Origin of the sequence: Polaribacter reichenbachii (assembly GCF_001975665.1) — a bacterium.
GTDB lineage: Bacteria > Bacteroidota > Bacteroidia > Flavobacteriales > Flavobacteriaceae > Polaribacter > Polaribacter reichenbachii.
The window spans coordinates 1190663-1202864 of sequence record NZ_CP019419.1 but is presented as its reverse complement, the minus strand read 5'-3'; the positions used below and the strand labels follow the sequence as shown (position 1 = coordinate 1202864).

16 protein-coding genes are annotated in these 12202 nt (G+C 29.3%); 8 read left to right on the top strand and 8 right to left on the bottom strand.

The features are described from left to right. The 3 genes from BW723_RS04930 (at position 1) to BW723_RS04920 (ending at position 1607) form a co-directional block, all read left to right on the top strand. Complete coding sequence (locus tag BW723_RS04930) at positions 1 to 567, top strand: sigma-70 family RNA polymerase sigma factor (RefSeq protein ID WP_068361456.1); 567 nt, start codon at positions 1 to 3, stop codon at positions 565 to 567. 3 nt (positions 568 to 570) lie between these two features. Next, positions 571 to 834: a hypothetical protein gene (locus BW723_RS04925; protein WP_068361459.1), complete on the top strand. Its 264-nt coding sequence runs from the start codon at positions 571 to 573 to the stop codon at positions 832 to 834. A gap of 131 nt (positions 835 to 965) precedes the next feature. Continuing rightward, the gene (locus tag BW723_RS04920; RefSeq protein WP_068363494.1) at positions 966 to 1607 is read left to right on the top strand and encodes an O-methyltransferase; all 642 of its coding nucleotides are present in this window, start codon (positions 966 to 968) and stop codon (positions 1605 to 1607) included. Positions 1608 to 1609: 2 nt separating this feature from the next. Here the strand turns inward: BW723_RS04920 and BW723_RS04915 are convergent, their stop codons facing one another. After that, on the bottom strand, positions 1610 to 1891 hold the full coding sequence (locus tag BW723_RS04915; protein ID WP_175335417.1) for a Sec-independent protein translocase subunit TatA/TatB: 282 nt from the start codon (positions 1889 to 1891) through the stop codon (positions 1610 to 1612). A 269-nt stretch (positions 1892 to 2160) separates the two neighbouring features. Here BW723_RS04915 and BW723_RS04910 point away from each other — a divergent pair, with 269 nt between their 5' ends. After that, entirely contained in the window at positions 2161 to 2658 is a 498-nt protein-coding gene (locus tag BW723_RS04910) for a hypothetical protein (protein WP_068361462.1), read from the top strand. Between the two features lie 142 nt (positions 2659 to 2800). Here the strand turns inward: BW723_RS04910 and BW723_RS04905 are convergent, their stop codons facing one another. Further along, complete coding sequence (locus BW723_RS04905; protein ID WP_068361465.1) at positions 2801 to 3262, bottom strand: RNA methyltransferase; 462 nt, start codon at positions 3260 to 3262, stop codon at positions 2801 to 2803. Between the two features lie 60 nt (positions 3263 to 3322). After that, a complete protein-coding gene (mutS, locus tag BW723_RS04900) occupies positions 3323 to 5896 on the bottom strand; it encodes a DNA mismatch repair protein MutS (RefSeq protein WP_254656002.1) in 2574 nt (857 codons plus the stop codon). Positions 5897 to 6056: 160 nt separating this feature from the next. Between mutS and BW723_RS04895 the strand changes: the two genes are divergently transcribed. Genes BW723_RS04895 through BW723_RS04885 form a run of 3 tightly spaced genes read left to right on the top strand, consistent with a single transcriptional unit; the run spans position 6057 to position 7157 of the window. After that, entirely contained in the window at positions 6057 to 6587 is a 531-nt protein-coding gene (locus BW723_RS04895; RefSeq protein WP_068361471.1) for an RNA methyltransferase, read from the top strand. A gap of 46 nt (positions 6588 to 6633) precedes the next feature. Then, a complete protein-coding gene (locus BW723_RS04890; RefSeq protein ID WP_068361474.1) occupies positions 6634 to 6870 on the top strand; it encodes a hypothetical protein in 237 nt (78 codons plus the stop codon). Beyond that, the gene (locus BW723_RS04885) at positions 6855 to 7157 is read left to right on the top strand and encodes a type II toxin-antitoxin system RelE/ParE family toxin (protein WP_068361479.1); all 303 of its coding nucleotides are present in this window, start codon (positions 6855 to 6857) and stop codon (positions 7155 to 7157) included. Before BW723_RS04890 ends, BW723_RS04885 begins: the two co-directional genes overlap by 16 nt. Positions 7158 to 7316: 159 nt before the next feature. Here the strand turns inward: BW723_RS04885 and mgtE are convergent, their stop codons facing one another. Genes mgtE through BW723_RS04860 form a run of 5 tightly spaced genes read right to left on the bottom strand, consistent with a single transcriptional unit; the run spans position 7317 to position 11836 of the window. Then, complete coding sequence (mgtE, locus tag BW723_RS04880; RefSeq protein WP_068361482.1) at positions 7317 to 8666, bottom strand: magnesium transporter; 1350 nt, start codon at positions 8664 to 8666, stop codon at positions 7317 to 7319. Next, on the bottom strand, positions 8656 to 9459 hold the full coding sequence (rsmA, locus tag BW723_RS04875) for a 16S rRNA (adenine(1518)-N(6)/adenine(1519)-N(6))-dimethyltransferase RsmA (RefSeq protein ID WP_068361485.1): 804 nt from the start codon (positions 9457 to 9459) through the stop codon (positions 8656 to 8658). Before rsmA ends, mgtE begins: the two co-directional genes overlap by 11 nt. A gap of 7 nt (positions 9460 to 9466) precedes the next feature. Continuing rightward, positions 9467 to 9646, bottom strand: coding sequence for a hypothetical protein (locus BW723_RS04870; protein ID WP_068361492.1), 180 nt, complete (start codon positions 9644 to 9646; stop codon positions 9467 to 9469). Next, positions 9646 to 9975 carry a DUF4286 family protein gene (locus BW723_RS04865; protein WP_068361495.1) on the bottom strand — a complete coding sequence of 110 codons (330 nt, stop codon included), beginning with the start codon at positions 9973 to 9975 and terminating at the stop codon, positions 9646 to 9648. The genes BW723_RS04870 and BW723_RS04865 overlap by 1 nt, the downstream gene beginning before the upstream one ends. Before the next feature lie 52 nt (positions 9976 to 10027). Then, positions 10028 to 11836 (bottom strand): tetratricopeptide repeat protein, encoded by a 1809-nt coding sequence (locus BW723_RS04860; RefSeq protein WP_068361498.1) that lies wholly within the window; start codon positions 11834 to 11836, stop codon positions 10028 to 10030. Positions 11837 to 11962: 126 nt separating this feature from the next. On the opposite strand from BW723_RS04860, the gene BW723_RS17825 reads away from it, so the two are divergent. Beyond that, a complete protein-coding gene (locus tag BW723_RS17825) occupies positions 11963 to 12106 on the top strand; it encodes a hypothetical protein (RefSeq protein WP_169835731.1) in 144 nt (47 codons plus the stop codon). Positions 12107 to 12202 lie beyond the last annotated feature (96 nt).

The window sequence follows — 12202 nt, the reverse complement described above, 5'->3', positions numbered from 1 at the left end:
ATGCCTCAAACTGAAGTCACATTAGCGCCTAATAAATGGATAGATAATTATGCAGATTACCTGTTTAATTATGCTGTTGTGCGTGTTAATAATAGTGATTTAGCAAAAGATTTAGTACAAGAAACTTTTTTTGCTGGGCTTAAATCTGCTAAAAATTTTCAAGGGAAATCTACAGAAAGAACCTGGTTAGTTTCCATTTTAAAAAGAAAAGTAATAGATCATTATAGAAAAATAAACTCTAAAAAAGGACAAGCCGAAGTTAGAATGAATTTTTATAATGATGGTGAAAATGAAGGTAGCTGGCTAGAAGAACGTGTACCCCAAAATTGGGACAACGCTTCTGAAAAAGCAATTGAAAATGAAGAATTAAGAAGCCAAATAGACGTTTGTATCGATAATTTACCCGAAAAATATGGAATGGTTTTTAGAATGAAAACCATTCAAGAATTTGAAACCGAAGAAATTTGTAAGGAGTTAGATATATCAGCGTCAAATTTATGGGTTATCATCCACAGAGCCAGAACACAATTAAGGAAGTGTATGGAAGATAATTGGTTTAATAATTAAGTTATGTTTAAAAAATTTATTTTAACTTGCGATGAAGCAACTACCATTTGTGATAAAAACCAATATGGTGAAGCAACATTTTTAGAAAAAGTTAAATTAAACCTTCACTTTTTAAGTTGTAAAATCTGTTTTAAATACACAAAACAGAATATGAAATTGACTAAAATTTATAAAAGTCATGCTAAAAGTTGTAAAAGCTTAAAACACTGTATGAGTGAAGAGGATAAATTAGCACTAAAAGAGCAGTTAAAAAATATTAAAGTATAGAAGATGTTTTTTTCGGTTTTCTCAAAACCGTATTTTTGATTTTTTGTTAGATTGACGGAATTTATAGAGATATAGATTCCGTTTTTGTATTTTTGAAAGCTTATTTATTACCTGTAAAATCATTTACTATTATGCACTTTTTACCCGAAAAATTAGACGAATACGTTGTAAATCACTCACAACAAGAACCTAAAATTTTAAAAGAATTAAGTAAAGAAACTTGGCAAAAAGTTTTAAATCCTAGAATGTTAAGTGGTGCTTTTCAAGGGCGAGTTTTGTCTATGTTGTCAAAATTAATTCAACCAAAAACTGTTTTAGAGATAGGTACATACACAGGTTATTCTGCTTTATGTTTAGCAGAAGGTTTATCAATAAAGGGTAAAATAATAACTATTGATAAAAATGAAGAACTAGAAACTTTACAGAATAAATATTTCGAAAAATCAGGTTTTAGAAATCAAATTACACAAATTGTTGGTGATGCCACCAAAATAATACCAGAAATAGAAGATAATTTCGATTTAGTTTTTATTGATGCAGATAAGTCTAATTATGTAAACTACTTTAATTTAATTATCAACAAAATGAATCCTGGAGGAATTATCTTATCTGATAATGTACTTTGGAGTGGTAAAGTTGTAGAAACTTTAAACCCTAAAGATTTAGATACAAAAATACTTTTAGAGTACAATTCCTTACTAAATAATGATGATAGAATTGAAACAGTTTTATTACCTATTAGAGATGGTTTAACCGTAAGTAGAGTAAAGTAAACCTACATATTTCTTTTTATTGGGCCAGTTAAATCGTCTATATTTTCTTTAACACCCTTAATTTCATTGTTAATGTCTTTAGCAATATCAGTATTTACACCAAACTCTTTAGAGCTGTTGTTAATTTCTTGTTTAATATCGTTAGTAGCATCTTTTACTTGACGCATCCCTTTACCTAAACCTCTTGCAATTTCAGGAATTTTATCTGCACCAAAAACCATTACTACAATTAATAGTATTATAAAAACTTCTGGAGCACCAATAAATAAAAAATGTATGTTCATAACTATTGCAAAGATAATGGTAATTACTATAGTTTTTTTAAAAATTCCATATTAAAATTGGCTCTATTTCGCATTTTTACAGTCTATTTTTTATTTTTATTTTTATTTTATTTTCTTAAAATTTTTGATAAAAATACATAAAACACTGGTGTTTAAAGAGTTGTTGTGCTTTTTTTTTGCTTTCTGATAACCTTTTATTAACTTTAACATAATTTGCACATGTTATAAAAAAGTGTAACTTTGTCCCAGTAACCCTTAAACCCCTTACAATGAAACCCCTAAAAAAAGTCGCAGCGCTAGCTGTGGTTCTAATTGGTATATTATCATTTAGCATCAAAGAGACCAACAAAGTAAAACCATCATTAAATTTAGATGAAATTAATATTGACGAACTGCTTTCAAGCAAACAATTTGAATGCAGACCAGATTGTGATTTTACGTTTAATGTAGAAACTGAACTTATTAAAAAAGTTAGAGGTGGTAATAATATAAACGCCAAAGTTTATATTACAGAGAAATCTACTGGAAAAACGAGTTTACTTTCTCAAGAAAACATTCAGATTAAAAAATACAAAGATGCAATTGCTATAGAAGGCCTTGTTTCTGGAGATAACTTTAAAAACACTATTTTAGAAAATGGTGATAAAATTATTGGCAGTTCAAATGACCAACAATATGCTTTTGAAGAGCTTATAAAAAACGAAACAATTTATAACAGCTACATCAATGCTACTAACGAATTATTAAGATTAAAGAGGTCTATTTAGAAAATATTTGATTACCCCTAAAACACCCCTAGAATCTAAAACCTAAAGGCTATATGCTTTTAGGTTTTATTTTTTTATAAATTTTAATACTCCAAAATGAAATTTGCAATTTTATTATAGCAAAAAAGAGAAAAGACTTTATTTATAAGTTAAAGTTTATTTTTGCTTGTCTATCATACATTACAATACTACCAGCTACAGAAACATTTAAGCTTAATTCAGATTTAAATTTCACTAAATGATGCGATTTTTCAATAGCTAATTTAGATAATCCGTGATCTTCTGCGCCTAATAAATATACACAACGTCTGGGGTGTTTAAACGTCTCTAATTGAACCGATTTTTCATCTAATTCTACACCAACTAACATTGCACCTTTTGGTAAATTATTAAAGAAATCATCAAAGTTTTTATAGTGAAAGTAAGGCATTGCACCAGTTGCTTTATGCGTATCACAAGCTTGTTTTGCATATCTATTGCCAATTGTAAATATAAAACTTGCCCCCATATTTTGGGCAGATCTCCAAAGAACGCCTAAATTTTCAGGTGTTTTTCCATTCTGAATTCCTATTCCAAAAAATCCTTGCTCTAAATTATTTATCATTTTTTATTGAAGACGAATTAGTTTTTGAATTTATTGATAATAGATTTTTTATATTTCTTATCACTTTTTAACCAACATTCGCTTAATCTCATTTAACTTCATTAAAGCTTCAATAGGTGTTAACGTATCTATGTTTGTAGATAAAATTTCGTCTCTTAAATTTTCTAATAAAGGATCATCTAACTGAAAAAAGCTAAGTTGCATTTCTTCGTGTTGTGTTTGTTTTAAAACATCCTTTACTTCATCATTTTTATTATTTTTTTCTAATTGTGCTAAAATTTTATTCGCTCTATGAATCACCATATTTGGCATTCCAGCTAATTTTGCAACGTGAATTCCAAAACTGTGGTTAGAACCTCCAGAAACCAATTTACGTAAGAAAATAATGTTGTCTTCCAATTCTTTTACAGACACATTAAAGTTTTTAATGCGCTCAAAAGTGGTGGTCATTTCATTCAATTCGTGATAATGAGTGGCAAATAGTGTTTTTGCTTTTGATGGATGTTCGTGCAAGAACTCAGAAATTGCCCAAGCAATAGAAATACCATCATAAGTAGAGGTTCCTCTACCAATTTCATCTAATAAAATTAAACTGCGCTCAGAAACGTTATTTAAGATAGATGCAGTTTCATTCATTTCTACCATGAATGTAGATTCGCCCATAGAAATATTATCACTAGCACCAACTCTTGTAAAAATTTTATCTACAATTCCGATTTTTGCATTTTGAGCAGGTACATAACAACCCATTTGTGCCAATAAAACAATCAATGCAGTTTGTCTTAAAATAGCTGATTTACCAGACATATTTGGCCCAGTAATCATAATAATTTGTTGTTGAGTTCTGTTTAAAACAACATCATTTGCAATATAGGTTTGGTCTATTGGTAATTGTTTTTCTATAACAGGATGACGTCCGTTTTTAATGTCTAAATCTGTGCTTTCATCCATAATTGGACGCACGTAATTATTATCAACAGCTAAAACAGAAAAGGATAATAAACAGTCTATTTTTGCTATAATTTGTGCATTTTCTTGAACTACATCTACAAACTGGATGATGTATTGCAATAATTTTGAGAAAATTTCTTGTTCTAATTTGGCGATTTTTTCTTCGGCACCTAAAATTTTGGTTTCGTATTCTTTAAGCTCTTCAGTAATGTATCTTTCTGCAGAAACTAACGTCTGTTTTCTAATCCATTGTTCAGGAACTTTATCTTTATGTGTGTTTCTAACCTCAATGTAATAACCAAAAACATTGTTGAAAGCAATTTTTAAACTTGTAATACCTGTAGCTTCAGTTTCGCGAGCTAACATATCATCTAAAAACTGTTTTCCTGATGAAGAAATTGCACGTAAATCGTCTAATTCTTGATGTACATTATTGGCAATTGCATTCCCTTTATTGATGTTTACAGGAGCATCATCAAACAAAGTTTCAGAAATTTTAGTGATTAAATCTTCACAAGTGTGTAGTTGTTTTCCTAAATTCTGAACTGCTTTATTTTTACTCTTTTCTGCTTCAATTTTTATCGGTAAAATTGCTTTCAAAGAATCTTTTAACAATACAATTTCTCTTGGTGAAGATTTGCCTGTAGCTACTTTAGAAATCAGTCTTTCTAAATCTGAAATTTGTTTTAATTGATACGTTACAGTTTGAGAAAATTCATCTGAATCTATAAAAAACTTTACCAGTTCGTGACGATTTTTAATTTCATCAATATTTTTTAAAGGTAAAGCCAACCAACGTTTTAAAAGTCTTCCACCCATAGGTGAAATGGTTTTATCTATAACATCTAAAAGTGTAACTGCATTAATAGAATTCGGGTTGTACAATTCTAAATTTCTGACTGTAAAACGATCCATCCAAACATAATTATCTTCAGCAATTCTGCTGATATTTTGAATGTGTTTTAACTGATTATGTTGTGTTTCTGATAAATAATACAACACAGCACCAGCTGCAATAATTCCGTTTTTTAAATCTTGAACTCCAAAACCTTTTAGTGTTTTTACTTCAAAATGATTGTGTAAAGTTTCGTTTGCATATTCTTTTTGATATACCCAATCATCTAAATAAAAGGTGTAGTATCTATTCTCAAAAAGCTCTAAAAATTGTTGTTTGTTTTGTTTCTGAACTAAAACCTCACTTGGATTAAAATTCTGCAACAATTTATCTATGTATTCAGTTGTTCCTTGAGCTACTAAATATTCACCTGTTGAAACATCAAGAAACGAAATTCCGAGTTGTTTTTTATCAAAATGAACAGCAGCTAAAAAGTTGTTGCTTTTGCTTTGTAAAACTTCATCATTTAAAGAAACCCCAGGAGTAACCAATTCTGTAACACCACGTTTTACAATGGTTTTGGTCATTTTTGGGTCTTCTAATTGATCGCAAATGGCAACACGCATTCCTGCTTTTACCAACTTTGGTAAATAGGTATTTAAAGAATGATGAGGAAAACCAGCCAAAGCAGTTTCAGAATCTGAACCTGCACCACGTTTTGTGAGCGTAATTCCTAAAACTTGCGCTGCTTTTTTTGCATCTTCACCAAAAGTTTCGTAAAAATCTCCAACTCGAAAAAGCAACATAGCATCAGGATATTTGTTCTTGATAGCATTGTACTGTTTCATTAAAGGAGTTACCTTTTTCGCTTTCTGTTTTGCCAAGTTTTTGGAAATTTTCAATTAGTTTTGCGAAGATAAAAAAAAGACTTTAGCCTTTAGCTCTTAGCTATTAGTTTTCACACCAAACTAACTAAAAGCCAAAAGTCATAAGCCAACAGCTAAATTTATGAGGAAATTAAAGAATAACGAGTTAGGTAGAATTTCGGTTGATGAATTTAAAGCCGTTCAAAAAACACCAATTATCGTAGTTTTAGACAACATTAGAAGTTTAAATAATATTGGTTCTGTGTTTAGAACTAGTGATGCTTTTTTGATTGAAAAAATTTATTTATGTGGTATTTCTGCAACTCCACCAAACAAAGACATTCATAAAACTGCTTTAGGATCAACAGAATCTGTAAATTGGGAATATGTAGAAGATACATTGACTTTAGTCGAAAAATTAAAGGCAGATAAAGTAAAAGTTTTGGCAATTGAACAAGCTGAAAACTCTACAAAATTAGATGCTTTTTTGCCTGAAAAGAATCAGAAATATGCAATTGTAATGGGTAATGAAGTAAAAGGTGTACAACAAGAAGTGGTAAATGCTAGCGATTTTTGTATTGAAATTCCGCAATTGGGCACCAAACATTCTTTAAATATTTCTGTAACTACAGGCGTTGTTATTTGGGATTTGTTTACCAAGATGAAAATGTAAATTTGATAATTTGTATATTTGATTGAAAAATAAATGTTTAATGTTTATGGATTTACAAGCAGATTTAAAATGGATACATAAAGAACTTGATGAAGTAGAGGATGTTTCTTTAATTCAAATTATTAAAAATATAATTGAGAATAGAAAAAATGTAACTTCGGGTAGAATTTCTACAACTCAATATAATGCAGAAATAGACAGTTCTATTGCTCAAATTAAAGAAGGTAAAACAATATCTCATAGTGAAGTTGGCAAACAAATTATGAAATGGTCAGAGAAATAATCTGGACAAATAATGCTGAAGCCGACTTAAATTTTTGTTTTTCTGAATTTTTAGAACACTGTGAATCTTTAGATGTTACCAAAAGAATTTTTATTGAAATTTATAATTCAGTTTCTATTTTAGCTACAAATGCAGAAATTTATAAATTAGATTTACTCAAGAAAAACAATAAAGGTAATATTCGATTTTTTGAAAAACATAGTTATAGAATTTCTTATTTAATAGACACAAAATTTGTTTATATACTAAGAATTAGACCTTCTAGAAAAGAACCTTTAGAGTTTTAAAACTTGATAATAACCTCTAAAAATATTGTTTTTAGCAAACAAGTCTAGCCCAGATTGAAGCATTTGTTTGAGCTCTTTTTTGCCTTTTTTTGGCAAAAAAAGCGAGTGCTGAAAGCTGGAAATAGCTTCAAAGAAAATAATGAATTTGTTGTAAAAAACCTAAATTCCTAAAATCATTTTTGCAATCATAAAGTAAATTAAAATCCCGAAAATATCGTTGGATGTTGTAATAAAAGGCCCAGTTGCAATTGCAGGATCTATACCTCTTTTATCTAAGAATAGAGGCACAAATGTACCAATTAAACCAGCTACAATAATTACGATAACTAAAGAGCTAGATATAGCTAAGGCTGTGTTTATTTTACCTTCATAAATCCAAACAAAAAGAAAAAGAAAAATTGCTAGAATAATTCCGTTTAAAGCTGCTAATAACATTTCTTTTATTAACCTGCTGTTGATGCTTCCTTTTACATCGTCGTTGGCTAAACCTTGCACAATAATTGCTGATGATTGTACACCAACATTACCAGCCATTGCTGCAATTAAAGGTGTAAAAAAGAATAATGATGCGTATTTTTCGAAAACTCCTTGAAAACCTTCCATAATTATAAAAGCGCCAATACCACCAATTAACCCTAAAAAAAGCCAAGGTAAACGTGCTTTTGTAAGGTCTAGAATACTATCATCAGAATCTACATCTTGTGTTAAACCTGCTGCCATTTGATAATCTTTGTCTGCTTCTTCTTTTAAAACATCAACAATATCATCAATAGTAATTCTACCTAAAAGTACATTGTTATCATCTACAACTGGTATGGCTTCTAAATCGTATTTTGCCATTATTTTGGCTACTTCTTCATCATCTTCATTTACGTTTACAGCATCTACTTTTACTTTTAAAATATCTGCAATATGTTGTTCTGATTTAGCAATTATTAAGTCTTTTAAAGATAATCTACCCACTAATTTATCTTCCTTATCTACAACATAAATAGAATGCACTCTTGTAACATCTTTTGCCTGACCACGAATTCTGCGCATACAGCCAGCAACTGTCCAAGTTTCATAAACTTTTACCAATTCTTTAGCCATTAAAGCACCAGCAGTATCTTCTCCATAAGAAAGTAATTCTTTAATATCTGCTGCTAATTCATCATCATCTATGGCTTTTATTACACGTTCTTGACGTTCTTCTGAAAGTTCTCCAATAATATCTGCAGCATCATCAGTATCCATTTCACCAACTTCATCAGCAATTTCTTGAGCAGATAAATTTTTAAGAATTTTCTCACGAATATCATCTTCTAATTCTGTAAGAATTTCTGATGTTTTTTCGCTGTCTAATAACTTGATTATATAAATAGCTTCTTCGAAATTTACCTCGTCTAAAACCTCTGCTACATCTGCATAATGCACTTCTTTAAACAATTTGGTAATTGCTTTTTCGTTGTTAGCTTTTATAAGAGAGGTAAGGTTTTCTAGAAATTCGTTAGTGATTTCAAATACCATTTTCTGCGAGTTTTTGCGTGAGAGATATAAACTCCAAAACCGATAATTGTTCTGGCCTTCGCGCAAAGATAGGGTCTTCTTTTAACGTATCCGAAAGTTTAAAGGACTTTAAACTGGTACGTAACATTTTTCTTCGTTGATTAAATGCTGTTTTAACCACTCTAAAGAAGAATTTTTCATCTACAGGTAAAGAGTAATCTTTTTTTCTGATAAGACGAATTACACCAGAATCTACTTTTGGTGGCGGATTAAATACAGTTGGTGGCACTGTAAAAAGGTATTCTACATCAAAAAAAGCTTGTGTTAAAACAGATAAAATTCCGTAGACTTTAGAGCCTTCTTTTTCTGCAATTCTCATTGCTACTTCTTTTTGAAACATACCTGCAAATTCAGGTACAAATTCTCTGTTCTCTATAGCTTTAAATACAATTTGTGTAGAAATATTATATGGGAAATTACCAATAATGGCTACCTGTTTTTTATTGAAAATTTCTTCGATATTTTGTTTTAAAAAATCGCCTTCTATAATCGCAAATTTTTCTTTGGATGTATTTAAGTTGAGGTGTTCTACAGGAAAAACATCTTTTAAATATGCAACAGATTCTCGATCTAATTCTAGTACTGTTGTTTTAACTTTTTTCTGTAAAAGATATTTGGTTAAAACACCCATTCCTGGACCAATTTCTAAGATGTTATCATAACCATTTTCAGTTAAAGCATCTGCAATATCTTTTGCAATGGTTTCATCTGTTAAAAAATGCTGACCTAAATGTTTCTTTGCTTTTACAGACATAACTTAATTACTTTTTTGATGATAATGATATAATTATGATTGGTAAACCTACACCACATAGAGTACCAGCAATTGTTTCTTCTGGCTCAATTCCCCATTTTAGAAAAGCCAATAGAACACCACTAATTAAAGATAATATTCCAAAAACTAAAAACTTTTTTCTATGGGTGTAAAAATCAATTTTCATTAATTACTAACGTTTGTTGGATAATATTCTTTTATCAATTTTAATTCTGTTCTAAAAGCTAACATTTTATCGCCGAATTTTTTTGCAATTTCTATGCGTAAATTGTCTGCATCTTCATTGTAATAATCTTCTAAATCTTCTCTGGTTTCTGCTGAGTATTGCACAGAATAGGTTTTGCCTCCCATTTCTTCATCTACCAAAACTTGGGTAAATTTAGCCGATTGAAATTTACCTGTGTTTAGTACATCTAAAATATGGGTTTCCATCCAAGTTAGCCATTCTTTGTGAATTGCATCATCAATATTTATAGTTACGTTGTATATGTACATTTCTTTTCGTTTTTAGTATAAAGTTTTTATCAAACAAAAGTTAGATTAAAAACTATATATCATCTCCTCTTAATTTACGATATTTTTTTCGAGCATCAACTAAATAAATACTAGAAGGATGATCGAAAATTATTTTCTGATAATATTCTTTTGCTTTTTCTGTATCATTTAGCTTTTTATTGTAGGTTTCTGCCATTAAAAAATAAACATCATCTGTTAAAAAACCTTGATTGTCTGCAGCAATAATTTTCTCTAAACTCGCAATTGCTTCTAAATATTTTTCTTGTTTAATCAATAATTTTGCTTGTAGCAAAAGTACATCATCATAAATAATTTCTCCAGGAACTAATCCATTAATTAATATTTCTTTGGATGAAAATAAGTTATCTATCTCTTGTAAAGCTTCTTTATTTTTATTCTGATAAGAAAGTAGTTCTGCTTTTGCTAATTGTTTTAAACCAGAAGGAATAGAATCTACAGGTTCGTTGTCTGTAATTCTTAAAAATAAATCTACAGCATCATTAGCAATTAATTGTGTTGTAGAGCTTTTTAAGATTTTTAATTGTGCTTTAGCCCAATCAAAATCGCCTTTAAAATAACTTGTTTGTGCTACTTTAAAACGTGCTTGTTGTGCCAATTCAGATCCTTTTAATTGTGTTTGAATTTGAGAAAAATAAATTAAAGCTTTATTAAACTGTCCTCTAAAAACCAATACATCACCTAATTTTAGTTTGATGCTGCCTTTATCAAATTTAGATTTAGAAAAGGTTAAAGCTTCTTTTAAAATTGTGGTGGCTTTTTCTGGTTGATTTTTCTGAAAAGTTAAAAAATCGGCATATTCAACTTGTAAATCTATGGTTTGTTGGTTTTTACCAAATTGTTTAAATAATTCTTGAAATAACTTTTCTGTATTTGGGTTTTTTGTGGCTACAGCAATTTTTGCTAAGTATAAATTTGCTTCAATTTTTTCTTCTTTTAAAAACGAATTTTTATCAATAAAGTTAAAACAATTCTCAGAAGCTTCGTAATCTTTATTGTCAAAGGCCAGTTTACCTAAACTAAAAATGTCAGATAAATCTGATGCGCTTCTTTGATACAATGCTTTTTCTTGAATTAAGGCTTTGCCATAATCTTTTTGTTGAGCAAATAACCAACTTAAAAGCATATTCCATTCGTCTTTAGGTTTTGTTACAGCTTTTCTTAATAAGGTTTTTCTGAATAGAATATTGGTTTCATTTTCGGCATCATCAGTTATGTATTTGCTTGCATATCTCTGAATGAGGTTTAAATAGTTTTCGTTTTTATCAACTAAATTTATGTAGGATTCAAACATCAACTTAAAATCGCCTTTTTCTCCATAAATCTGAGCTATTTGAAAATTATAATTCGAATTTTCGTTGCTTTCCATAGCTTTTTCATAAGCGAGAATCGCATAATCTAAAAGATTGTAATCTTTAAATAAACGACCAATAATGCCACCATAAGCACCATTAGCATCTAAAGAGTTTATAGCTTTTTCGTAGTTATTTTTTGCAATTTCTTTAAGGTGTTGTTTTTCGAAATTGTATCCTAAAAAAACATATAAATAACTCTGAGTTGGGTTTTCTTTTAGTTTGTTTTTCAGTAGGTTTTCTGCAACTTCAAATTTATCAGTTTCTTGATAACAAGTAATTAATCGATTTAAATAAGTGGTGTTAAAAGAACTTTTCTCGTATAATTTTTGATAAATCTGTATCGCTTTTTCATATTCTCCTTGTCTAAAATAAGTTTCTGCCAAGAAAAAATTATTCTGATCTTCTTTCTGCTGACCAAAAGAAAAACAGCTAATTACTAGGAAAATAGATAATAAAACGTGCTTCATACAATTCAAAGATAATTAACATAAATGTTAATTTTATATTAAACCCATCATATTTCTGACAATTCTTGTAACGTTTTGGCACGAAAGTTGTCTTTAGGGTATACAACCAATTAAAAAACTAATATTATGAACGAGCTAACCAACAAATACGAAAACGCTAAACAAGACTCTATTGAGTTTATGAAAAACGGACAAATAAGTGCTTATTTCAATGCGCTTTTAGAAATGAATAAATACAAAAGGTTAATGTTGGCTGTTTTAGCAAATTAAAACCCATTGTATTTTATGTGTTTTATTAAAAATGGATATTACTTATCCTTTTTTTAACGCATAAAATTCAATGGGCTAATAAATGTTAAAAGTGTT